This window comes from Diaphorobacter sp. B2A2W2 (assembly GCF_056730635.1).
The window spans coordinates 70,486-94,758 of record NZ_JBWZOR010000011.1 but is presented as its reverse complement, the minus strand read 5'-3'; the positions used below and the strand labels follow the sequence as shown (position 1 = coordinate 94,758).

The 24,273-nt window shown below is 62.8% G+C and carries 20 protein-coding genes; 15 read left to right on the top strand and 5 right to left on the bottom strand.

The features are described from left to right. Window positions 1-40 precede the first annotated feature (40 nt). From AC1PPL_RS16480 to AC1PPL_RS16430, 11 genes are all read left to right on the top strand, one after another. Window positions 41-793: an SDR family NAD(P)-dependent oxidoreductase gene (locus AC1PPL_RS16480; protein ID WP_479973717.1), complete on the top strand. Its 753-nt coding sequence runs from the start codon at window positions 41-43 to the stop codon at window positions 791-793. Between the two features lie 79 nt (window positions 794-872). Next, window positions 873-2,111, top strand: coding sequence for an acetate/propionate family kinase (locus AC1PPL_RS16475; RefSeq protein WP_051084431.1), 1,239 nt, complete (start codon window positions 873-875; stop codon window positions 2,109-2,111). Beyond that, window positions 2,108-3,313: a sodium/glutamate symporter gene (gene gltS / locus AC1PPL_RS16470; RefSeq protein ID WP_003050035.1), complete on the top strand. Its 1,206-nt coding sequence runs from the start codon at window positions 2,108-2,110 to the stop codon at window positions 3,311-3,313. Before AC1PPL_RS16475 ends, gltS begins: the two co-directional genes overlap by 4 nt. 143 nt (window positions 3,314-3,456) lie before the next feature. Beyond that, window positions 3,457-5,208 (top strand): PHA/PHB synthase family protein, encoded by a 1,752-nt coding sequence (locus AC1PPL_RS16465; RefSeq protein WP_282375145.1) that lies wholly within the window; start codon window positions 3,457-3,459, stop codon window positions 5,206-5,208. An 87-nt stretch (window positions 5,209-5,295) separates the two neighbouring features. After that, window positions 5,296-5,790, top strand: a complete 495-nt coding sequence (locus AC1PPL_RS16460) for a universal stress protein (RefSeq protein WP_003050031.1) — start codon at window positions 5,296-5,298, stop codon at window positions 5,788-5,790. After that, window positions 5,787-6,860 (top strand): lipid A deacylase LpxR family protein, encoded by a 1,074-nt coding sequence (locus AC1PPL_RS16455; RefSeq protein WP_310834440.1) that lies wholly within the window; start codon window positions 5,787-5,789, stop codon window positions 6,858-6,860. Before AC1PPL_RS16460 ends, AC1PPL_RS16455 begins: the two co-directional genes overlap by 4 nt. A 151-nt stretch (window positions 6,861-7,011) precedes the next feature. Next, window positions 7,012-7,908, top strand: a complete 897-nt coding sequence (locus AC1PPL_RS16450) for a ribose-phosphate pyrophosphokinase (RefSeq protein WP_479973716.1) — start codon at window positions 7,012-7,014, stop codon at window positions 7,906-7,908. 36 nt (window positions 7,909-7,944) lie between these two features. Beyond that, complete coding sequence (locus AC1PPL_RS16445; protein WP_479973715.1) at window positions 7,945-10,275, top strand: phosphoketolase family protein; 2,331 nt, start codon at window positions 7,945-7,947, stop codon at window positions 10,273-10,275. Between the two features lie 83 nt (window positions 10,276-10,358). Continuing rightward, entirely contained in the window at window positions 10,359-11,717 is a 1,359-nt protein-coding gene (locus tag AC1PPL_RS16440) for an MBL fold metallo-hydrolase RNA specificity domain-containing protein (protein WP_020307801.1), read from the top strand. Next, the gene (locus tag AC1PPL_RS16435) at window positions 11,714-13,231 is read left to right on the top strand and encodes a thymidine phosphorylase family protein (protein WP_020307800.1); all 1,518 of its coding nucleotides are present in this window, start codon (window positions 11,714-11,716) and stop codon (window positions 13,229-13,231) included. The genes AC1PPL_RS16440 and AC1PPL_RS16435 overlap by 4 nt, the downstream gene beginning before the upstream one ends. Before the next feature lie 187 nt (window positions 13,232-13,418). Continuing rightward, on the top strand, window positions 13,419-14,309 hold the full coding sequence (locus tag AC1PPL_RS16430) for a LysR family transcriptional regulator (RefSeq protein WP_003050005.1): 891 nt from the start codon (window positions 13,419-13,421) through the stop codon (window positions 14,307-14,309). 18 nt (window positions 14,310-14,327) lie between these two features. Here AC1PPL_RS16430 and AC1PPL_RS16425 read toward each other — a convergent pair whose 3' ends face one another. Further along, complete coding sequence (locus AC1PPL_RS16425; RefSeq protein WP_003050003.1) at window positions 14,328-14,621, bottom strand: helix-turn-helix domain-containing protein; 294 nt, start codon at window positions 14,619-14,621, stop codon at window positions 14,328-14,330. Between the two features lie 106 nt (window positions 14,622-14,727). Here AC1PPL_RS16425 and AC1PPL_RS16420 point away from each other — a divergent pair, with 106 nt between their 5' ends. Then, window positions 14,728-15,375, top strand: coding sequence for a substrate-binding domain-containing protein (locus tag AC1PPL_RS16420; protein WP_020307796.1), 648 nt, complete (start codon window positions 14,728-14,730; stop codon window positions 15,373-15,375). A gap of 83 nt (window positions 15,376-15,458) precedes the next feature. On the opposite strand, the gene AC1PPL_RS16415 is transcribed toward AC1PPL_RS16420, so the two are convergent. The 3 genes from AC1PPL_RS16415 to trpE all read right to left on the bottom strand — a co-directional run bounded on the left by AC1PPL_RS16415 (window position 15,459) and on the right by trpE (window position 18,765). Further along, window positions 15,459-16,739, bottom strand: coding sequence for a tyrosine-type recombinase/integrase (locus tag AC1PPL_RS16415; RefSeq protein WP_003060765.1), 1,281 nt, complete (start codon window positions 16,737-16,739; stop codon window positions 15,459-15,461). 185 nt (window positions 16,740-16,924) lie between these two features. After that, on the bottom strand, window positions 16,925-17,269 hold the full coding sequence (locus tag AC1PPL_RS16410) for a chorismate mutase (RefSeq protein ID WP_011803830.1): 345 nt from the start codon (window positions 17,267-17,269) through the stop codon (window positions 16,925-16,927). Continuing rightward, window positions 17,266-18,765, bottom strand: coding sequence for an anthranilate synthase component I (trpE, locus tag AC1PPL_RS16405; protein ID WP_424297075.1), 1,500 nt, complete (start codon window positions 18,763-18,765; stop codon window positions 17,266-17,268). Before trpE ends, AC1PPL_RS16410 begins: the two co-directional genes overlap by 4 nt. A 356-nt stretch (window positions 18,766-19,121) precedes the next feature. On the opposite strand from trpE, the gene AC1PPL_RS16400 reads away from it, so the two are divergent. The 3 genes from AC1PPL_RS16400 (at window position 19,122) to AC1PPL_RS16390 (ending at window position 23,390) form a co-directional block, all read left to right on the top strand. Next, window positions 19,122-19,724 carry a chalcone isomerase family protein gene (locus AC1PPL_RS16400; protein WP_287803672.1) on the top strand — a complete coding sequence of 201 codons (603 nt, stop codon included), beginning with the start codon at window positions 19,122-19,124 and terminating at the stop codon, window positions 19,722-19,724. 121 nt (window positions 19,725-19,845) lie between these two features. Further along, entirely contained in the window at window positions 19,846-21,582 is a 1,737-nt protein-coding gene (locus AC1PPL_RS16395) for a methyl-accepting chemotaxis protein (RefSeq protein WP_123674847.1), read from the top strand. Between the two features lie 35 nt (window positions 21,583-21,617). Continuing rightward, window positions 21,618-23,390 (top strand): methyl-accepting chemotaxis protein, encoded by a 1,773-nt coding sequence (locus AC1PPL_RS16390; RefSeq protein ID WP_479973714.1) that lies wholly within the window; start codon window positions 21,618-21,620, stop codon window positions 23,388-23,390. A 51-nt stretch (window positions 23,391-23,441) separates the two neighbouring features. Here AC1PPL_RS16390 and gph read toward each other — a convergent pair whose 3' ends face one another. Next, window positions 23,442-24,167 (bottom strand): phosphoglycolate phosphatase, encoded by a 726-nt coding sequence (gene gph, locus AC1PPL_RS16385; protein ID WP_012655418.1) that lies wholly within the window; start codon window positions 24,165-24,167, stop codon window positions 23,442-23,444. Between the last annotated feature and the right edge of the window lie 106 nt (window positions 24,168-24,273).

The window sequence follows — 24,273 nt, the reverse complement described above, 5'->3', positions numbered from 1 at the left end:
GACATATCAGTCATTTATCCATCTTATTGGAGGAAACACCATGAAGTACTCATTTTCTGGCCGCGCAGCCCTGGTCACCGGTGCAGGATCCGGCATTGGCGAGGCCATCGCGCGACTTCTTGCGAGCAACGGCTTGAGTGTCGTCGTCTCGGATGTCAGCGCCGACAATGCGCAGCGCGTCACCAGTCTCATCAACGCCGAGGGCGGCCACGCCGTGGCCAATGTGGCCGACGTGGCACGCATCGATGAGGTCCAGGCTGCCGTGGCCTGCGCGGTCGATGCGTTTGGCGACCTTCATTTTGCCGTCAATAACGCCGGTATCAGTGGCGACCAGAGTCCTGTGGGGGAACTGGACCCTGCCGCCTGGAGCCGGGTGATCGATGTCAACCTGAACGGCGTGTTCTATGGCCTGCGCCATCAGATTCCCGCCATCCTGCGCTCTGGAGGCGGCGCCATCGTCAACGTCTCCTCCATCCTCGGAGTGGTGGGCGACGCAGCGAACCCCGCGTACGTCGCAGCCAAGCATGCTGTTACCGGGCTGACCCGGTCGGCAGCGCTGGCCTATGCCCCCAAGGGAATCCGGATCAATTCGATCCATCCCGGTTACGTACGTACGCCCATCCTGGATTTCCTGGATGAATCGGCCCTCCAAGAGGCCGTTGGCCTGCATCCGATCGGTCGCCTGGGTACACCGGACGAAATCGCCCATGCCGTGGCGTTTTTGCTATCGGAAGGAAGCAGCTTCCTTGCTGGCACCCAGCTCATCGCCGATGGCGGCTACACAGCGCGCTAAGTCTGAAGACGATGAGACCGCAGACAACCGCGCACACCTTGGCGAGGTCGCACGGACGGCGCGCAGAGAGGACGACCTGATGGACGTCACCATGGCCCGCTCTAGGCGCCACGAACACAGACTGATCCTTGTGCTGAACTGCGGCTCATCCAGTATCAAGTTCGCGGTGTTCGATTCCTCGGCCGCGCCACTGCCGCGCCAGGCATTGTGGAATGGCAAGGTGCAGGGAATCGGTGGCGCCAACCCGGATTTCGGAGAGACGGGGGTTGCGCCGTTCCCGATCGAACTGGAAACGGCACATCCGTATCGCGCCGCACTGCGCCTCATCCGCGATCGTGTCAGCCAGCGGCTCGACGGCCGCCGGATCGGTGCGGTCGCCCATCGTATCGTCCACGGCGGCAGTAAATACTTCATGCCCGTGCGCGTGGACGCGAATGTCCTGGCCGACCTCAAGGGCTACATTCCTCTGGCCCCGCTGCACCAGCCATTCGCGCTCGAAGCCGTGGAGATCCTGCTGCGGGAGCAGCCCGATCTGCCACAGATGGCCTGCTTCGACACGGCCTTCCACCACACTTTGCCCCAGGTCGAGAAGGTCCTGCCGTTGCCCTATGCCGCATGGGAGCGCGGTCTGCGTCGGTACGGGTTTCACGGCCTGTCGTATGAGTACATGGCAGTGGCCTTGCCCGAACGCCATGGCGACGCCGCGCGCGGTCGCACCGTCGTTGCCCATCTGGGCAGTGGCGCCAGTCTGTGCGCCATGCGTGGACTCAAAAGCGCGGCCACCACCATGGGCTTCTCCGCGCTCGACGGCCTGATGATGGGCACCCGCACCGGCGCGCTCGATCCGGGTGCGGTGCTCTACCTGATGGAAATCGAGAAGCTCTCACTGGAGCAAGTGGGGCGCGTCCTCTATCACGAGTCCGGCCTGCTCGGCGTTTCGGGAATCTCGGCCGAGCCGCGCGTCATTGTCGGACACGAGAACGATGCAGGCGAAACGGGGGAGCGAGCGCGCTTGGCACTGGCCCTTTACGTGCGCCGCATCGTACGCGAGATCGGGGCCTTGGTCGCCGTGCTGGGTGGCCTGGACATGCTGGTGTTCACGGCGGGTGTCGGTGAACACAATGCGTTCATTCGCGAGCGCATCTGTGCGGCGCTGGGCTTTTTGGGCATTGCCTTGGATACCGATGCCAACGCCAGCCACGCGGCGACGATTTCCAGCGATCACAGTCAGGTCACCGTGGCGGTCGAGCCCACCAACGAAGAGTGGATAGCCGCCAGCCATGCGCTGTCCTGCCTGGACAGGGAGAAGGCGCGATGACGATCGATGCCTTCCATGGATTCACGCTCGCCATCCTGCTGTTGTTCGTGGGCAAGGGCTTGGTTGCGCGTTGGGGCATCTTGCGTCGATACAGCATCCCGGAATCCCTGGTGGGCGGCTTGGCCTGCGCCCTGGTTGTCTTCGCCCTGTACTACGGTGCGGGGATCGTCATCAGTTTCGATCTCGAAGCGCGTGACGCGCTGCTGCTGTACTTCTTTGCGGCCATTGGCCTGGGTACCGACGCCCGCACGCTGCGCCATGGTGGACGGCCCTTGCTGATCCTGTCGGGGTTGGCCATCGGGTTCATGGTGCTGCAGAACCTGGCCGGGATGGAGATGGCACGCGCCTTCGGCCTGGATCCGCGCACCGGGCTGATGGTGGGATCGATTTCCCTGACAGGAGGCGTGGGCACCACCTTGGCCTGGTCCGATCACTTCGTTCACAACCTCGGCATTGCGCAAGCGCAGGAACTGGGATTGGCAGCGAACATGATCGGCCTGATCGCGGCCTGCACCATCGGGGGCCCAGTCGCAAGCTTGCTCATGCGTAGGCATCGGCTTCAAGCCTCTGGGGACAGCGCCCTGGAAATTGGCACGCTGCACAGGGATGAGCAGCATGCCCGCCTGGACTACTACGGCCTGCTGCTGGCATTGCTCTGGCTCAACTTCGCCTTGATGTTGGGATACGGAATCAATGCCTTGGTCGCGCGTACCGCCGTCACGCTGCCCGCCTTTGTGGGCTGCCTGCTGGCCGGAATTCTCCTGCGCATGGCGGCCGACTGGATGAGGCCAAGTGGGCGCGGACGTTTATGGAACTGGCCGAGCATGCAGCCAGGCATCGCCCTGGTTTCCGACATGTCATTGGGCCTGTTTCTGACCATGGCGCTGATGGGACTCAGGCTCTGGGAACTGCAGCCCGTGCTCGCCTTCATCACGGCGGCGATGCTGGTGCAGATTGCCTTGGTCATCGCATTCGTTTTGCTGATTGTTTTTCGGGCAATGGGCAAGGATTACCAAGCCGCCGTGGTGTGCGCGGGTTTCGGCGGTATTGCGCTGGGATCTACCGCCACTGCCATCGCCAACATGACGGCGGTGACTCGGGAGCATGGTGCGGCACGCGAGGCGTTCATTGTGGTGCCCTTGGTATGTGGGTTCGTCATCGATATTGCGAACGCACTGGTAATCAGCCTGATGGCCGGTTAGGCGAAGCGAAACAGCGGAGCGAGCTGGCAGATGGATACATCGCTGACGCGCTGGCGAGGCGTCGTCGCCCAGGAAATCGCAATCGACTCCCGTTTTCAAGCAAGGGGCTCTTTCTACTTGTGCAGAAATAGAGGTAATACGCTTTGACGAATAAAAAGAACGGCAATATCGACTCAGCCATCAATCCGAAGTTGGATGGGGAGGCCCATGTCGCTTGGGCACAGGCTTGGTCGTCTATTTCGCCGGAGACATCGTTGCTCGCGTGGGTGGACTGGGCGAGCCATTTAGCAAACAGTCCTGGCAAGCAAGCCGAGCTTTTGGCGTTTGCAGCCTCCCTGTCCGAGCAATGGATGACCGTATTGAAGAAGAATCCGGCCAACCCGGACCGGGGAGCCACCGCTCCTGACCGGTCACCTGTCAATGACCGCCGCTTCAACGATCCTGCATGGGATCAATGGCCCTACGACCTTTTCCGCAGTTCATTCGTCAATCAGACCAAATGGTGGGAGCAGGCCACGCAGGGGGTGTGGGGAGTGGATCCGAAACACCAACGCCTGCTGGCGTTTGGCGCCAAACAGTGGCTGGAAATGCTTTCGCCCGCCAACGCTGCGGTTTTCAACCCCGTTGTCCTGAAAAGAACCATCGCAGAGCAAGGCGCCAATCTAGCGCGGGGGACGTCCAACTTTCTCGACGACTTGCGTCGGCAACTATCCGGCCAGCCTCCCGCGGGAACGGAGAACTTCGTCGTTGGGCGCGACGTAGCGGTCACGGAAGGAAAAGTCGTTCTGAGAAATCGACTGATCGAACTGATTCAGTACACGCCCACTACCGAGAAAGTCCATCCCGAACCGATCCTGATCATTCCTGCCTGGATCATGAAGTACTACGTACTGGATCTGTCACCGCATAACTCGCTGATACGGTATCTGGTTGCGCAAGGGCATACGGTTTTTTGCATCTCCTGGAGAAATCCGGATGCTGAGGATCGAGATTTGGGCATGGATGAGTACCTGGAGTTCGGCCTGCATGCAGCGCTGGACGCTGTGACTTCCGTCGTCCCCGGGCATGGAGTCCACGCGGCTGGTTATTGCCTGGGCGGAACGCTACTGGCCATTGGTGCTTCAGCCATGGCGCGTGATGGCGATACGCGGCTGGTGTCGGTAAGCCTGCTTGCCGCACAGACGGACTTCAGCGAACCGGGCGAGCTGAGTCTTTTCATCAACGAGAGTCAAGTGGCGCTGTTGGAAGCCAGCATGGCTCAAACCGGTTATTTGACCTCCGACCAGATGAGCGGAGCTTTTCAGCTACTGCGTTCCTACGATCTCATATGGTCTCGCATGATTGACGAATACCTATTGGGCGATCGCCGGGCAATGACCGACCTGATGGCTTGGAATGCCGATGGGACTCGCCTCCCCGCGAAGATGCATTCGCAGTATCTCCGACGCCTTTACCTGAATAACGATCTCAGCGCGGGGCGTTATCCCGTCACGGGTCGCCCCGTTTCAGTGGGAGACATCGCTGTACCGGTGTTTTGCGTCGGCACTGCCTCGGATCATATTGCGCCTTGGCGCTCGGTTTACAAGCTGCATCTCCTATCTTCGGCCGAGCTGACTTTCGTGCTGACCACTGGAGGACACAACGGCGGCATCGTGAGCGAGCCCGGCCGAGGTAACCGCCAATATCAAATCCATACCCGCGCGGCCGGTGATGGATACATGGCGCCGGATGAGTGGCAAGCGACGATGCAGACGCATCCGGATTCCTGGTGGCCCGCATGGTCGGCGTGGCTGCGAGAGCGTTCCGGTGATGTTGTTGCGCCTCCGCTCATAGGTGCTGAATCCAGTGGATACCCCACTGTTTGCGACGCCCCAGGGGAATATGTACGCAACTGAATAAGCGTATCCCGCGTCCGCTATTGCGACACGGTATACGCAATATCTGTTCGTCATCCCGTTCTACTCTGATAACTGGAGACATTCATGTACTCAAGAATCCTGGTTCCGCTCGACGGAAGTCCTACTGCCGATTTGGCGCTCCACCACGCTGCGGTGCTGGCACGCCTGAATGGCGCAACCATCGTCTTGCTGCACGTCATCGAGGAGATGAAGCACAGCAACGGCTTCGAGAGGCCGAGGATCTATATTGAAGAAGTGAGGCCGGGCTTCCTGGCGGCCGGGCAGAAGCTGCTGGACGAGGCGGCGCTGCGGCTGAGGCAGGGAGGCCTGGTGGTTGAGACCGTCCTTCTGGAAAGCAACGGCGAGCGCGTCTCGGTGCTCATCGCTCAGCAGGCACTGACTACTCAATGCGAGTTGGTGGTGTTGGGTACCCACGGACGCCGGGGCGTGGACAGGCTGCTAATGGGAAGCGATGCAGAGCAGCTCGCTCGCATCGCACCAGTTCCAGTGATGCTGGTGCGCCAGTCCCAATCGGTCATTGTGACTGCAACCCCTGGGCAGGGTGGCACGCCAGCGTGACGAAATTTCAGTCCACCCACCCCGCTGAACGGAGGCTCAGAATCGCAGCCACCTTGGTGCTGCTATTGCTGAGCGCCTCCGCACAGGCCCAGTCCTGCCAACAGGACAACCCGCTGCGCGCAACCGGAACGCTCAATCTGCGGATCGACAACGACATGTTCGGCGGCATTGGACAAGATCAAGGGTACTCCAACGGGTTTCTCGTCAGTTGGGTCTCCCCCAATCTTGTGGATTATCGCGATGACCCTTGCCTACCGCGTCTCGTCCGTGGGCTGAATCGTTTTCTCACAGTGCTGCAACCCGAGGGTTTTGACGAACAGAACATGACCATCGGCTTCGGGCAGATGATGTACACCCCGAGCGACAAAACGCGCAGCGACCTGATCAAAGACGACCGCCCTTTCGCAGGTGCAATGATGTTGAGCCTTGGCTACAACGCGCGGCGCGGCGATACGCTGCGCACCTCACAAATCCGTGTCGGTGTTGTAGGCCCCTCGTCCCAGGCCAGGCAAACCCAGAACTGGTGGCATGACACCATCGGAGTGGACAAATTCAATGGCTGGAGACACCAATTGCGCGACGAACCTGTACTGCAATTGCTGCACGAACGCCGAACGCGAGTCTTCAGGCAAGAAAACGTCAGCGGTTGGAGCTGGGACCTCACCCGCCACTGGGGCGGCAGCTTCGGCAATTTCGCCACCTACGCGAATGTCGGGGGAGAATTGCGCTATGGCCTGCGCCTGCCGGACGATTTAGGCACCGCGCCGCTGCGGCCGGCCGGAGAAAATACCTCGCCCGTGCGCACGACCGCTGGAAGCAACTGGAACGGACACCTCTTCGCAGCACTCGACGCCCGCTGGGTTTTGCACGACATCACGCTGGATGGCAATACCTTCAAGTCCAGTCATAGTGTTGATAAACGGCCATTCGTGGCCGATGTCGGCTATGGCATCGCGATGACTCAGGGCAACTGGCGCATCGCGATAGCCCGCTACCACCGCACACGCGAATTCCGGGGGCAAGACGAAATCCCGGTCTACGGAACGATCACTGTAGGACGGAAATTCTGATGCAGATCAGTTCCTTCCTGGACTCAACACGGGCCATCCCGTCGTTATTCGTCGGCACGAGCCTGGTTGCCCGGATGAAGCATCGACTCCGACCAAGCGCCTGAGTTTCGATAAGCGACCAAGGACAACTCACAAGAAAGGAGACAACTGCATGCAACGACTCACCCTTGCCCTTCCAGGCAACGAAGATTTCGCCCGTCGTCTCGCGCAGACATATGGCGGCGATGTCGGCCGCATCGAAACGCGCCGATTCCCCGATGGCGAGAGCTATGTCCGACTGCATGGCGAACCTACCGGCCAGATCGTGGATCTGATTTGCACGCTGACCCATCCTGATCCGCAATTCCTGCTTCTGGTTTTTGCCGCGGACGCCGCACGCGAGCTCGGCGCGCGCGAAGTGAATCTGGTTGCACCATACCTGGCCTACATGCGCCAGGACAAACGATTCCATGACGGCGAAAGCGTGACATCGCGGTCTTTCGCACGCATGGTCTCATCGACGTTCGACAAGCTGCTCACGGTGGATCCGCATCTGCACCGCTATCCGACGCTCTCCGCGCTCTACACGATCCCCACCACCACCCTGCATGCCGCGCCGCTGCTGGCCGACTGGATCGCTGAGCATGTCGAAAAGCCCTTGATCGTCGGCCCCGATGAGGAAAGCGAGCAATGGGCCGGCTCCATCGCATCCCGCATCGGCGCGCCGCACGTCGTACTTCGCAAGACACGCCATGGCGATCGCAGCGTAGACATCGAGGTTCCCGACCTGTCGGTCTGGCGTGACAGAACCCCAGTGCTGGTGGACGACATCGCATCATCGGGCCGCACGCTCGCCATCGCGGCGCACAAGCTCGCCGAGCAAGGAATGCGCAAGCCGGAGTGCGTGGTGGTGCATGCCCTGTTCGCCGAAGATGCCTGGACCCTATTGACACCGTTGTTTGCCCGGATCACATCCACCGACACGGTACCGCATCCGAGCAACCGCATTGGTCTTGCTTCGCTGATTGCCGGCGCGCTTTCCAGCGGCCAGACCGATCCGCGAACCTGATCTTCCACCTATCCCGCTATTTTCAAGGAACCCGAAATGCCCTCTCAGGCTAACCTCGCAATCGATTGGCGTGCTGGTTACGGGCCCATCGCGCACAGGTCTGAAACCATCGAACGTATGCAGGCCCTAGTGCAACGTCTGGTCGCGCAAAGGCGTATAGCAGACGAAGCCTCGGCCCATGCGCTGCTGGCTGCAGCCGACCGGGTGGCCTGCACGGCCATGAGCGTAGTGGCGCATATGACCTATGCCCGGCGCATCGACCGAAGCGGCTGCCCACTGGGCTCCGATGATTTCAAACAAACGCCCGAAGGCCACACCGGCGGCTCGCTCAACATGGTGCCAGCCTTCGTGGGTTATCTGTTGGCCAACGCGCTGACCGGGACGACACGCGGCTGGCTCATGGGGCAGGGGCACTGCGTGGCCGCGATCGAGGCGGTGAACGCACTGACCGGCGATGTATCCGCCGCCCAGCGTGGACGCTACGACCGCAGCGAGGCGGGCCTGTCGCGTTTGATCGCGGACTTCTACTCCTATGCCATCGATAAGCAGGGTCGGCCCGCGGTACCGCTGGGTAGCCATGCCGGGCCGAACACGGCCGGCGCGATCTCCGAAGGCGGCTATCTGGGGTTCGCCGGGCTGCAGTATGTGCACACGCCGTTGCCGGGAGAAAGCCTGGTGGCATTCCTCAGTGATGGCGCTTTCGAGGAACAACGTGGCTCGGACTGGGCGCCGCGCTGGTGGCGCGCCGAGGACTGCGGCTTCGCCATCCCGGTCATGATTCTCAACGGACGGCGCATCGAGCAGCGCACCCAGATCGTGCAGGAAGGTGGCGCTACCTGGCTGGCCGAGGACCTGCGCCACAACGGCTTCGATCCGGTCATCGTTGATGGACGTGATCCGATGGCGATCGCATGGGCCATTGTTGAAGCCGAAGACACGCTGAGCGCCTTCGCCGCACGCTCGGACCGGCGCTATCCCGTCAAGCTGCCCTACGTGATCGCCGAGACGGAGAAAGGTTTTGGCTTCCCGGGCGCGGCGACCAATGCCGCCCACAACCTGCCGCTGGACGGCAATCCGCGCGAGGATGCACAGGCACGCGAGGCCTTCAATGCAGGGGCTGCGGCGCTGTTCGTGCCGGAGACCGAACTGGAAAACGCGCTCACCATTCTTGCGAATCACGGCCAGAGCCGGCGCTCGCGCGAAAGCGAGCACCCCATGGCCCGACGCCATCCAGCGAGTCCTCAACTGCCGATGCCGACCTGGGGGCCAACGGAGGTGTCGGGCAGCGCCATGTCCGCACTGGACCGTTGGTTCGTGGAGCTGGTGCAGGCAAATCCACAGTTGCGCATCCGGATCGGCAATCCCGACGAACTGGCCAGCAACAAGATGGGGGCCACTCTGGCGCTGCTCAAGCACCGCGTCAACGTGCCCGAACCCGGCGTCCCGGAATCGACGGATGGCTCGGTGGTCACCGCACTCAATGAAGAAGCCGTTGCGGCCGCCGCCCTCGCCAACAAAGGGGGGCTGAACCTGATCGTCAGCTACGAGGCATTCGCGGTCAAGATGCTTGGATTGATGCGCCAGGAGATCATCTTCGCGCGTCGGCAGAAGGAGCTGGGCCAGCCGCCAGGCTGGATCTCCGTCCCGCTGATCGTCACATCCCACACCTGGGAGAACAGCAAGAACGAGCAGTCACACCAGGACCCGACCATTGGCGAAGCATTGCTGGGGGAGATGTCGGACACCGCACGCGTGTTGTTCCCGGTGGATGAAAACACGGCGTGCGCCGCGTTGCGAGCGGTCTACGCCAGCCGCGGCCAAGTGGCTTGTGTGGTGGTCTCCAAGCGCGACACGCCGAATCACTTCAGTGCCGCCGCGGCTCAATCGCTGATCGAGCATGGAGCAGCCCATGTAGCCGGCGATCCGTCCACCGCACAACTGCAATTCGTAGCGATTGGCGCCTACCAGTTGGAGGAAGCGCTCAAAGCCCATGCCCGCCTGGAGCACCATGGGCTTGCGTCGTGCATCACCGTGGTGGTCGAGCCCGGCCGTCTACGCATTCCGCGAGACGAACTTGAGGCCGCCTTCGTGCTCGGTGACGAATCCCTGCAAGCGCTCTTCCCGCCTCACCTGCCGCGCGTGTTGATAAGCCATACCCGCCCTGAGCCGATGCTGGGCGTGCTTCGCCGCATTGACAGCGGCCCTTCGAAGACGCGGGCTTTGGGCTACATCAACCACGGCGGCACCCTCGATGTGGCTGGAATGCTGATCGCCAATCGATGCACCTGGGTGGATGCCATCTATGCCGCTGCGCAAGTGACCGGCTGGAACAGTTCGCAGGCTGCTGCTGCCGCGACCGACGCGTGAATTTCAAGTGGTTCTGACACGGTCCGCAGTGACCGCGCCAGCTCCTGATTTCACAACCCACCAACAAGCGAGGAGACAACTTCATGCTCTCACTGACCAGCCTGGGCGGTGCCGGTACCGTCACCGGCTCCAAACACCTGATCACATATGGCAGTACCCGCATCCTGATCGACTGCGGACTTTTCCAAGGACTGAAGAACCTGCGCGAGCTGAACTGGCAGCATCTTGTCGTTGAGTCCAAGGACATCGATGCGGTTGTACTGACGCACGCGCACCTGGATCATTGTGGATATCTCCCCCGATTGGTGCTGAACGGGTTCCGCGGGAAGATTTTCTCGACGCCAGCCACACGGGACGTCGCCGAACTCATCCTGCTCGACAGTGCTTGGTTGCAGGAGAAGGATGCCGAGTTCGCCAACCGGAAGGGATTTTCCAAGCACAAGCCAGCCCTTGCCCTGTATCGGGTCCGAGATGCCGAACGCACGCTCTTGCAGTTCAAGCCCGTGCCACTGCATCAGGAGACGGTATTGCCGGGCGGTGCACGCCTGGTTCTACGCAGGGCCGGCCACATTCTTGGAGCGGCGACGGCGCAGATCGACATCGGCGGCAAGCGTTTGGTGTTCTCCGGCGACCTGGGCCGCTATGACGATGCGGTCATGCCTGATCCTGAACCCGTCACGGAAGCGGACTACATCATCATCGAGTCCACCTATGGCAATCGTCATCATGACCGTTCCGATGCCGTCGAAGCGCTAGGCGACATCATCGAGCGTACGACTCGCCGCGGAGGCACCGTAGTGATTCCCGCTTTTGCCGTAGGACGCGCGCAGTCGTTGATCTATGACCTATGGCTGTTGCGACAGCGCGGTCGGCTCCGCAACGTGCCCGTCTATCTGGACAGTCCCATGGCCACCAGCGCAACTGCGCTGCTGCACCGCCATGCCGACGACCACAAGCTCGCTCAACACGATTTCGAGACGGCATTCTCAGAAGTCACATACGTGCGCGACGTTGAAGAGTCCAAGGCGCTATCGGCGAATCGATACCCCAAGGTGATTATTTCCGCCAGCGGCATGGCCACCGGCGGCCGCGTGCTGCATCACATAGAAGCGTTTGGCGGTAGCCATCAGAACACGCTGCTGTTCTCTGGATTCCAAGCAGCAGGTACGCGCGGGCGCAAGCTGCTTGAGGGCGCTCGCGAAGTCAAGATCCATGGACGCTGGATGCCGATCAAGGCAGAGGTCGCCGAGCTTGCGATGTTGTCGGCTCATGCCGACAGCGATGAGCTGATGCGATGGCTGCGCGGCTTTACCAAGGCGCCGGAAAGAGTGTTCATTGTTCACGGTGAATCTGATGCCTCTGAGGCGCTGCGCGAACGTATCCAGCGCGAACTCAATTGGCACGCATCGGTGCCCATGCAAAACCAGGAGTTCGCCCTGTGAGTGCCCGCATCACGCCCCAGACACCCGCCTTGCAAGCATTGCGCATGCGACTGCATGCCCAGCATCAACCCGTCGTCTTGATGCGTACCGATTGCCATGTCTGCCGTGCCGAAGGGCTGGCACCGCGGTCACAGGTACTGATCATTGCCGGCGACCGCACTGTGCAAGCGCTACTGTACCAAATCGACAGCGATCTGCTCAAAACCGGACAGATCGCTCTGTCCGAGGCCGCCTGGGATGCCCTGGACATTCATGAGGGCGATCTTGTGCAGGTTCGGCATCCTCCGCTGCTCGAATCGTTGTCGGCCGTGCGTGCGCGAATTCACGGCCACCGACTGCAAACGACGGAGTTGCAGGCGATCGTCCGTGATGTGGTCGATGGTCGCTATACCGATGTCGCACTTTCGGCCTTCCTGACCGCAACGGCGGTACTGCCTCTGGATATGCAAGAGACCATCCATCTCACCCGTGCGATGGTCGATGTCGGGGATCACCTGCAATGGCAGGCTCCGATTGTTGTGGACAAGCATTGCGTGGGCGGATTACCGGGAAATCGCACCACGCCGTTGGTGGTTGCCATCGCCGCAGCCAATGGATTGGTGATGCCCAAGACCTCATCACGCGCCATCACCTCTCCCGCTGGCACCGCGGACACCATGGAAACGCTGGCTCCTGTAGACCTGGACCTGGATACGCTCAGAAAGGTCGTGGAGAAAGAGGGTGGATGCGTGGCGTGGGGCGGCGCGATGCACCTCAGCCCCGCGGACGACATCTTCGTGCGTATTGAGCGTGAACTGGATATCGACACGCAAGGACAACTGATTGCCTCGGTGTTATCCAAGAAGATTGCAGCAGGGGCGACCCACATCGTGATCGATATTCCGGTTGGGCCAACCGCAAAAGTCCGCAGCCGGGAAACTGCCGAGCATCTTGCGCATCACCTTTCGGAAGTCGCCGCGTCATTTGGCCTTGTATTGCGTTGCCTGTTTACAGACGGGAATCAGCCTGTCGGCAGAGGTATCGGCCCGGCGTTGGAGGCGCGCGACGTGTTGGCCGTATTGCGCAACGAGGCGGATGCGCCGCAAGACCTATGTGACCGCGTGGCGTTGGTGGCGGGCGCGGTGCTTGAGCTTGGCGGCGTCGCCAAAGAAGGGGAGGGACTTCGGTTGGCTCATGAGACGATCAGCAGTGGCCGCGCGTGGGAAAAATTTCAGAGAATCTGCGCGGCTCAGGGGGGATTTCGTGAGCCGCCCCAAGCTCTCTATGTCGAACCGCTTTTGGCAACCACTTCAGGCCGAGCAGTACACATCGACAACCGTAAGCTTTCTCGTTTAGCCAAATTGGCCGGTGCGCCTGAGAGTCCAGCCGCAGGGATTCAATTGCAGGTGCGCTTAGGTGACGAGATAACACGCGGACAACCATTGATGTTTTTGCATGCGCAAACCTCTGGAGAGATGGCCTATGCACTCGCATACGTACAAGGCATTGGGGACATTGTAAAGATTGAACCTTAGCGCCGTGGATAAACAGGGCTCTTGAATGCTCGGTCAAACACAGCCCGGCCTCTCGTTTGGAAAAGTTGAACGCCTACATCTCATGCTCAAGAACATATGAAAAAACATCGCTTAAAAGAAGTTTTCAACCTGCATCGCGTGGAGCAAACAGAAGGAGGTCGTCAGCGCCTGAATAGGAACATTGCTCATGGAACTGCGGCACCTGCGTTGCTTTATCGTTTTGGCCGAAGAACTTCATTTCACACGGGCGGCTGAGCGTCTTCACATTGAGCAACCTCCTCTGTCCCGCGCCATCAAGGAGCTTGAGGACGAGTTAGGCGCTGTGCTCTTCGACCGGGACCGCCGGGGCACCCGACTGACCGCTGCGGGTGCCGTGTTCCTGCAGGACACTCGCCGGCTATTCACCGTCCTGGAGCAGGCCCGCGAGAACGTCAAGGCTGTCGCGGCGGGCTTGCGAGGCAGCCTGCGCATCGCCGTATCCGACGGCGCGCTCGATCCCCGGCTGTCGGCGTTTCTAGCCCGTTGCCGTGCCGAAGAACCCGAGATCGAGATACGGATGTCCGAAGTGCCTTTGGCCGAGCAGTTGCGCGGCCTGCGCTCGGGCGACTTCTGCATCGGATTCGCTCATACCGCCGACGTCGGTGATGGCATCGTCGCCGAACCTATCTGGCAGGACCCGCTGGTGGTCGCCTTGCCAGCCCGGCACGCACTGCTCGTCCACAAGGAGGTTCCACTCCATGAACTCCGGGGGCATCCTCTTGTCCTGTGCGATCCCCAGGTGTGCGAAGGCTACTGCCGCGAGTTGGCGCGCCTCCTGCAGACCCAGGAACACAAACTGAATGTCGTTGAGGAGGTTTCCTCGCTGGACATGATGCTCACCTTGGTCGGTGCCGGCTACGGCGTGGGCTTCATGACGGCGACCAAGATTCCGGTCAGCCAGCGACCGGACGTGGTGATCCGTCCATTGGCGCTGGATACAGCCGTGATCACCACCTACCTGCTTCGACTCGAAAGCAGCAACTCATCGGCTTCGCTGGTGCGATTTATCGACCGCCTCCGGGACCCTTCGAGCGACTGACGCAACGGACCGCACCACTTAAGATTGGGCATCGGCACGAAGATTGCGTTCCGTTGCACTCATCAGCTCTGCCGCACTTATGCTGAGGGCAGCGGAGATTTTCAGTATCAATGCGAGCGTGGGCATGTGCTCCCCACGCTCGATCTTGCCCATATGCGAGCGAGCTATACCAGCCATGGACGCGAATTCATCCTGAGCGACTCCCTGCGCCAAGCGGGCAGCACGCACCGCTTGGCCGAAGGCCAGTGCCGGCTCGGCTTCATAGGTGGTTGTGCCAGGGGGGCGGCCCGGTTGAACGCTGCGCTTCTGCATCACCAGAAGCGTCGATCAATCGACCGAATTTAACCACGTTAAAGATATCTCTTTTGGCTATCATGGTGGCTCGCCTTTTTGATCCGATCGCTTTGTGGGGGCTCTCATGCACGACGCCACCAGCCAGTTTTCCTTTTCCAATTTCAGGCTTGCCATAGCGCCTGGCGTACCGTCATCGCATCTTTCGGCATTGCTTGCGTTGCAGCGTGCGGAAGAGCCGGAAGTCACCATTTCGTTTCATGAGGTCACAGCCGATGATTTGATTGCGGGACTTCGGGAAGGCCGCTACGACGCGGGCATGACGCTTGAAGGATCGAGCGATCCGTCGCTGAAAAGCCAACCTCTATGGACCGAGAACATGGCCGTCGCCATGCCGTTGCGCTTTCCCTTACTTGACCAGGCGAAGCTCACGATCGCCGAACTGTTGGACTACTCCGTCTTTCGCTGGCCTGCAGAGAATTGCCCTTTGCTGGATCAGCGGCTGCCTTCTCTTCCCGCGGTGAGTCAACAGAACATTCAGCGTGTCTCTTCCTTCGAGATGATCGCGCTATGGGTCGCTGCCGGCTACGGCGTCGGGGTATCCGCGCAATCGCGCATTGAGCATGCGCAGGGATGGGGCATTCACACACGGCCGCTGTCTGACGGACCCTACGAGATCGTGACCCACCTGCAGCGGCCCTGCGGACAAGCCGACGTTGTTTCAGAGCGGTTCGAGCGCAGAGCACTGCAGGTCGCCAAGAATGCTCCAACCTAGTCGAGTGCCAATGTCCTCGTTCTGCGTCTTCAGTTCAAGGTGCTACACGTGCATTAGGCATTCCACTCGCCAAGCAGCAGACATCACTCGCGCTCTATGACACGGAGCAGCGCCGTTCTACGCTTCGACATGGGGCCAAACGCCTTCGTGACCCCTTCAACGGGTTTCCCTGCCTGCAATGAGTCAAGGATGTCAGCCCAGTCCTGCATGATTACCTTGCGGGACTCCACAAACTTCGTGTGATCGTAGGGCGCGCGCGATGAGTCCTTGCTCTTTTTGGAATGAGCGAGTTGAAGATCGACCCGCTTCTCCGGATATCCCAACAGTCCAAGGATCGTCGTTGCGGTCGAGCGGAAGCCATGGGACGAAAACCGTCCGCCATAACCCATGCGCTTGAGTGCTTGATTGAGCGTCGTTGCCGACATCACTTGTCCCGGCTTTCTGTAGCTCGGGAACAATACTTTGCCGCCGCCAGTTAGAGCATGTAGTTCCCTAAGAGCGGCCACCGCCTGCCGTGACAGGGGAACCAGATGGGGGCGTCGCATCTTCATGCGCTCGGACGGAATCGACCACATGGCGTTGTCCAGGTCGAACTCTTCCCAGGAGGCCTTGCGCAGTTCTACGGTGCGCACGTAGGTCAAAGCCATCAGCTTGAGGGCGAGGACTGTCGTCTGGTAACCCCCTTCGTTGTCCACACGATTGAGAAAGTCCGGGATCTCTGCCCATGTCAACGGAGGGTTGTGGCGGACCTGAGGGCGCTTGACCAGTCCCTTGAGCAAGGCGGCAGGATCGTATTCGCAGAGACCTTGGGCAGCCGCATAACTGAAGATTTGCCCACACCACTGGCGGATGAGGATCGCCACAGTCTTCGCGCCACGAGCCGCCACATCCTTGATGATGGGGCGCAGATGTGGAGCCCTGATGCTGCTGATCGGCAACTTGCCAATCCGGGGGAAAACATCCTTCTCAAGGTAGCTGGTGACCTGGTTGGTGTAGTACTCGCTCCAGTGAGCATTGCTGACGATCCACTCCCGAGCAACGGTCTCGAACGTGCGTTCGTATGTGTCGGCCTGGAGGGCGATCGCCGCCTTTTTCTCCACGATGGGGTCGAGGCCCTTCTTGACCAACGCCTTTGCCCGGTCCCGTTCCGCACGGGCTGCCTCCAGCGTGACCTTTGGGTACACCCCGATTGAGTACACCTGTTCAGCGCCGCCCAGCCGGTAGCGGTACCACCAGAGCTTGGAGCCGTTGGGCTGAACGCGCAAAAAGAGGCTGCCTCCGTCCCGGAGTTGGTACACCTTGGGCCTGGGCTGCGCCGTTTCCACTTTGCGCGCCGAGAGAAGATTGAGTGCTGTGAGTGCCATGTGTATAACGCCTCCAGTTTGGCCCGTTACACACTCCATTACACACATGAGCACTGGATTTGTCCAGCTTTCAGAATCGCTCGATGGACGATCAACCCTTTAAAAACATAGACTTAGAGTTGTTCCATGGAGGTTGATAGACGCCAGTAGACCTCAATCGTAGTTATCGACCATCAGCACGCGCGTCATGGCGTCACCTCCTGGCCCTTGCGGCCCTCTGCGCACAGGCGCGCGAATTCACGGTGTTCGTAGGCGATGTAGGCCTCCATCATGCTGCGGTAGATGGCCTCGATCACGTCGGGCTCGCCGCCCTCGGCCGCCGCACGCGCGCGCACGCGCTGCACGATGGCCTCGATGCGCGCTTCGTCGCGCACCTGGTCTTCGCGCGGCTTGTTGAGGGCAGCCTGGGTCATGTAGCCGCCGCGCTCCACGAGCAGCGGCACCAGGATGTCGTCCAGCGCGTCGATGCGCGCGCGCACCTCGGCCATGCTGGCGCAGGGCTGGGTCTTGTCGATTGCACGGGTGGTCATTCCAGCCCCTCCTCCACCAGTTCGGCCGCACGCAGCAGGGCGCGCGCCTTGTGTTCCGTTTCCTTCCATTCGAGCTCGGGCACCGAGTCGGCCACCACGCCGGCCGCCGCCTGCACGTAGAGCGTGCCGTCCTTGACGATGCCGGTGCGGATGGCGATGGCCACATCCATGTCGCCCGCATAGCTCAGATAGCCGCAGGCGCCGCCGTAGAGGCCCCGCTTGCTGGGCTCCAACTGGTCGATGAGCTCCATGGCGTGCACCTTGGGCGCGCCGGTGAGCGTGCCGGCCGGGAAGGTGGCCTTGAGCACGTCCATGCTGGTCATGCCGTCGTTGAGGATGCCCTCCACGTTGCTCACGATGTGCATCACGTGGCTGTAGCGCTCGACCGCGAAGGCCTCGGTCACCTTCACGGTGCCGGTCTTGGCGATGCGGCCGATGTCGTTGCGCGCCAGGTCGATCAGCATCACGTGCTCGGCGCGTTCCTTGGGGTCGTTCACCAGCTCCACTTCGGTGGCCTTGTCGGCCTCGGGCGTGGCGCCGCGCGGGCGCGTGCCGGCCAGCGGGCGGATGGTGACCTTCTGCCCCTCGGGCGTGCTCTCCTGGCGCACCAGGATCTCGGGGCTGGAGCCCACCACCTGGAAATCGCCGAAGTTGTAGTAGTACATGTACGGCGACGGGTTCAGCGAGCGCAGCGCGCGGTACAGCGACAGCGGCGATTCTGTGTAGCGCTTGTGGATGCGCTGGCCCACCTGCACCTGCATGAAGTCGCCCGCGGCGATGAGCTCCTTGGCGCGCTCCACGGCCGCCAAGTAGTCGGCCTTGGCAAAGCTGCGCTGTGCGGTGTGGCTCTCGGTGGGCCGCACCACGGGCGCGCTCACGGAATACTTGAGCTGGTCCTTCAGCTCCCGCAGGCGCTTCTTGCCCTTGGCGTAGGCCTCGGGCTGGGCCGGGTCGGCGTAGACGATGAGGTACAGCTTGCCCGAGAGGTTGTCGATGACCGCCAGTTCCTCACACTGCAGCAGCAGGATGTCGGGGCAGCCCAGGGTGTCGGGCGGGCAGGTGGCCTCTAGCTTCTTCTCGATATAGCGCACCGCGTCGTAGCCGAAGTAGCCCGCCAGCCCGCCACAAAAGCGTGGCAGCCCCGGGCGCAGCGCCACCTTGAAGCGCTTTTGGTAGCCGGCAATGAAGTCCAGCGGGTTGCCCGGGTGCGTCTCCACCACTTGGCCGTCGGTCACCACCTCGGTGCGCGCCGCATCGCCGAAGCCGCTGGACCGCAGCAAGGTGCGCGCAGGCAGGCCGATGAAGCTGTAGCGCCCGAAGCGCTCGCCGCCGACGACCGACTCCAGCAAAAAGCTGTGCTTGCCGTCGCCCTTGCCATGGGCCAGCTTGAGGTACAGGGAGAGAGGGGTTTCCAGGTCCGCAAAGGCTTCCGCCATCAGCGGGATGCGGTTGTAGCCTTCGCTGGCCAGGCTTTTGAATTCCAGTTCAGTGATCACAAGAAGATTCCCAGCTCGTGCGGCGCGGTCGCTGGCTGCGCCAGTGCGCCGCAGGATCATTCAGAGGAGTCGGCCCCGTGCTGGACAGCACGTGTGGGGCCACGGGCGCACGCTGGGGAGGCGCCCAGGTGCAGTCAGGGGTTCAACGACGCAGGCTTGCGCCAGGGCCAGGCTCCCCGGTCGCTGCAACCTGTGATGAACGTGTGGTGAATGAACATGGACCCGCAGTGTAGCAAAGCACTTTGTCACCTGCGCGGTGGATGCTGCAGCGCATCCACGCGAAAACCCTATTGCCGACCGCCCCTCGATGGCGCAACATTTAGAAACGAACGATCGTTCTTTTTTGGAGTTGCGCAATGCCCTTCACCCGTCGTCGCACCCTGCAGTGGGGTGCTCTGGCCCTTCCCCTGTGCCTGGCGCTTCCGGCTCCCGCATCGACGGAGCCGACGACCGCAGCCGGCGTCAAGTTCGAGCCCACCCTCGACCTGGGCGGCAGCAAGCTGCAACTCAATGGCGCCGGTGTGCGCTACAAGGCCGTGTTCAAGGTGTATGCCGCAGGCCTGTACCTGGAGAAGAAGGCGTCCACGCCTGCCGAGGTCTACGCGCTGCGCGGCCCCAAGCGCATCAGCGTGACCATGCTGCGCGACATCGACTCCACGGAACTCGGCAAGCTGTTCTCGCGCGGTATGGAAGACAACATGGACAAGGCCGCCTTTTCCAAGCTGATCCCGGGGGTGCTGCGCATGAGCCAGATCTTTTCGGAGCACAAGAAGCTCATGGCGGGCGAACAGTTCGTCGTGGACTGGCTGCCCGGCACGGGCACGCAGGTGACGGTGAAGGGCGTCCCGCAGGGCGACCCGTTCAAGGAGCCCGAATTCTTCAACGCATTGCTGGGCATCTGGCTCGGCAGCCAGCCCGCCGACTGGAAGCTCAAGGACGCCCTGCTGGGCAAGGAATAAAGCCCGTCGACCCACGCAGTGACGATACGCAGAGAAAGCATGCCATTGCCCCCTTGATGGCGTTTTCAGCCATCTCCCCTTGGCGATACACTTTATTGCAATTGCGCAGCAAGGGGCCTCTATGCATCTCAGCAACCTCAAGGTCGGCACGCGCCTGGCCTTGTCCTTCGGCTTGGTTCTGCTCATCACCGTGGTCATCGCGGCGGTAGGCATATGGCGTTTGCAGGAGTTGGCAAGCGTCACCCATCAGCTCACCAGCACGGACAACGAACGGCTGCGCGCCGCCAGCACATGGCGGCAGGCGATTGACCTGAACTGGGTGCGCACGCGCGCCGCCATCCTGGATGCGGACACCTCCCATCTCTCGAGCTGGCAAAGCGAGATTGCCAAGACCTCCGAAGAAGCATCCAAGGCGCAGGAGGTGGTGGAGCGGCTGGTGACCACCGACGAAGGGCGCCGCTTGCTCGCCGACATCGCGAAGACGCGCGAAGCCTATCGCGGCCCGCGGGCTGAATTGCTCAAGCGCAAGGCTGCCGGCGAGAGTGTGGGAGAGTTGCTCGACAGCCAACTCAAGCCGCTGGCCGACGCTTACCTACAGTCCATCGTCGCCATGGAACAGCGCCAGCGCGCGCTCTACGAAAGCACCCGCGACAACGCTGCCAAGCAGGCCACGCTCAGTCGCGCCATCCTGATGGTCGTGACCGCAGTGGCGCTGCTGGTGGGCGCGGGCGCCGCGATCTTGTTGAGCCGATCCGTAACCGGGCCCCTGCAGTTGGCCGTGCGCGGCGCAGGCTTGATCGCCGAGGGCGACCTCACCCAGTCCATCCAGGCCCACGGCCGCGACGAAGCCGCGGCGCTGCTGAAGGCACTGGGCCACATGCAGGGCAACCTCGCTCGCGTAGTGGCCGGCGTGCGCGCCAATGCGGAGAGCGTCGCGTCGGCCAGCGCGGAGATCTCGCAGGGCAACCACGACCTGTCCGGCCGCACCGAGAGCCAGGCCAGCGCCCTGGAAGAAACGGCCGCCTCCATGGAGCAGTTGGGCGCCACCGTGCGCCAGAACGCCGACAACGCCCGCCAGGCCAACCAGCTCGCCATGAATGCCAGCACCGTCGCCGTGCAGGGCGGCGAGGTGGTCTCCGAGGTGGTGGACACCATGCGCGGCATCAATGAGTCCAGCCGCAAGATCGCCGACATCATCGGGGTGATCGATGGCATCGCCTTCCAGACCAACATCCTGGCGCTGAATGCCGCCGTGGAGGCCGCGCGTGCCGGTGAGCAAGGCCGCGGGTTTGCCGTGGTGGCCGGCGAGGTGCGCGCGCTGGCGCAGCGCTCGGCCGAGGCCGCCAAGGAGATCAAGCAACTCATCACCGCCAGCGTGGAGCGCGTGGAGCAGGGCTCGCAGCTGGTGGACAAGGCCGGTGCCACCATGACCGAGGTGGTCACCGCCATTCGCCGCGTGACCGACATCATGGGAGAGATCAGCGCCGCCAGCAGCGAGCAAAGCGCGGGCGTGGCCCAGGTGGGCGAGGCCATCACCCAGATGGACCAGGCCACGCAGCAGAACGCCGCGCTGGTCGAGGAGATGGCCGCCGCCGCCAGCAGCCTCAGCGGCCAGGCCCGCGAGCTCGTCGAGGCCGTCGCCGTGTTCAAGCTGGCGAGCCATGGCCACGCACTCGCAACGCCCGCCGCCCTCCGGACGCCCCAGCCATCCGCACCCGCCGTGACGCAGGCCGCGCCCCCCGCACGCCCGGCGTCCGCGCCTGTACAACCGGCGGCACGCCAGGCCCGCCCCGTCTCCGCCTCGCCAAAGGCTGCGCCGGCACCTTCCGCCGACGACGGCGCCTGGGAAAGTTTCTAAACCACCTGCAGCCGCCAGCGGCGGGGAATACCACCATGCAAATGTTCTACCGATTGCCCGTTTCCCGCCGCCTCGGCGGCTTGGTGGCCCTGGCCATACTGGCCATGCTGGCGCTGGTTGCCAGCATCATGTGGACCGAACGCTCCCTGATCATGGGTGAGCGCCAGGCCAGCGTGCGCCAGACCGTGGAGGCGGCACATGGAATCGTCGTGCACTTCCACGCGCAGGCCAGCAAGGGCACGATCACCGAGGAAGAGGCCAAGCAGCGCGCAATGGATGCGCTGCGGCCGCTGCGCTACAGCGGCTCGGAGTATTTCTGGATCAACGACATGCACCCGCGCATGGTCATGCATCCCATCCGCCCCGAGCTGCAGGGGCAGGACCTCAGCAGCAACAAGGACCCGACGGGCAAGCATCTGTTCGTGGAGTTCGTCAACACCGTGAAAAGGAGCGGCGCAGGCTTCGTGAGCTACATGTGGCCCAAGCCGGGCAGCGACCAGCCCGTGGAGAAAGCCTCGTACGTGATGGGTTTCGAGCCCTGGGGCTGGGTGATCGGCTCCGGCGTGTACGTCGACAACGTGCAGGCCACGTTCGTGAGCCGGCTGGCCCGCTCGGGCGCGGTGACTGCCGTGCTCGCGCTGCTGCTGCTGGCCATTGGCTGGCTGGTGGCGCGCAGCATCCTGCGCCAGCTGGGCGCTGAGCCCAGCCAGCTCAACGCCATCACCCATGAGATGGCGCAAGGCAACCTGGCCGTCGAAATACCGCCCGCCCGCGACAGCGACAGCGTCATCCACGGCATCCAGACCATGCGCGACAACGTGGCCGAGATCGTGCAGGGCGTGCGCCGAAGCTCCGAGCACGTGGCCACGGCCAGCGCGGAGATCTCGCAGGGCAACCACGACCTGTCCGGCCGCACCGAGAGCCAGGCCAGCGCCCTGGAAGAAACGGCCGCCTCCATGGAGCAGTTGGGCGCCACCGTGCGCCAGAACGCCGACAACGCCCGCCAGGCCAACCAGCTCGCCATGAATGCCAGCACCGTCGCCGTGCAGGGCGGCGAGGTGGTCTCCGAGGTGGTGGACACCATGCGCGGCATCAATGAGTCCAGCCGCAAGATCGCCGACATCATCGGGGTGATCGATGGCATCGCCTTCCAGACCAACATCCTGGCGCTGAATGCCGCCGTGGAGGCCGCGCGTGCCGGTGAGCAAGGCCGCGGGTTTGCCGTGGTGGCCGGCGAGGTGCGCGCGCTGGCGCAGCGCTCGGCCGAGGCCGCCAAGGAGATCAAGCAACTCATCACCGCCAGCGTGGAGCGCGTGGAGCAGGGCTCGCAGCTGGTGGACAAGGCCGGTGCCACCATGACCGAGGTGGTCACCGCCATTCGCCGCGTGACCGACATCATGGGAGAGATCAGCGCCGCCAGCAGCGAGCAAAGCGCGGGCGTGGCCCAGGTGGGCGAGGCCATCACCCAGATGGACCAGGCCACGCAGCAGAACGCCGCGCTGGTCGAGGAGATGGCCGCCGCCGCCAGCAGCCTCAGCGGCCAGGCCCGCGAGCTCGTCGAGGCCGTCGCCGTGTTCAAGCTGGCGCAGAAGGCCTCCGCCCTGCCGCGCATGGCGCCCGTGCATGCCACGGCCGTGCCGGCTCCCGTACCCGCCACCTCCGCGACACCCGCCGCCCCTGCCCGGCCCGCCACGCCGCCGGCGCCCGCCCGGGCGCCCGCCGCCTTGGCACGTCCGGCAGCAGCGCGCCCTCAACCCGCGCAGGCGGCCCGCACGGCTGCCGACAACGACGAATGGGAGAGCTTCTGAGGACCCGGGCGCCCCGCGCGGCGCCCATGGCGCGCATGCGGCCGGAGGAATTCAGCTAGCGATCAGCTCGGTGAGCGCATCCACGTAGCCGTCCGCGTCCACGCCGCGCACGGGTTGGCCGTGGTTGTAGCCGTACGTCACCAGCACCACGGGGCAGCCCGCCGCACGCGCGGCCTGGGCATCGTTGCTGGAGTCGCCGATCATCAGCGTGCGCGCGGGCGAGGTTCCCACCGCCTCGCAGGCCTTGAGCAGTGGCAGCGGGTCGGGCTTCTTGCGCGCGAACGCATCGCCGCCGAACACGTGGGTGAAGAAGCCGTCCAGCCCTTTGGCGCGCAGCAGAGGCCGGGCGAAGTCGGTGGGCTTGTTGGTCAGGCACACCAGCGGCCGACCGGTGCGGTGCAGCGCCGCAAGCCCTTCGGCCACGCCGGCGTACAGCGCCGCATACTGGCCGTTGATGGCCAGGTAATGGTGCTGGTAGCGCTCCCACGCCTGGGGATACAAGGCCTCGGCCTTTGCTTCCAATTGCATAGCTGTCAGCGCTTGCTGGTCGGGCGCTAGAACGTGTTTTAGTACTGAACGCAGGAGATGCTCCGACCCCTTGCCGACCATGCGTTCGATCGCCGCGGGCGCGATGGCGGGGAGCTGCAGGTCGCGCAGCATGCGATTGAGCGCCTCGGCAAAATCGCCCAACGTATCCACCATGGTGCCGTCGAGGTCCACGATCGCGGCGTCGGTGCGCGCGAGCAGCGCGGCGAGGTCTTGTTGCACCCGTTCCATCCCTTGTCCTTGTCAGTCATGCATTGAGCGCGGGCAGTGTATGCGCTGTCCGACCCGTCCGACACACCACGGCGCCGCATGCGGACAGACGCCTTCCGGGTGGCGT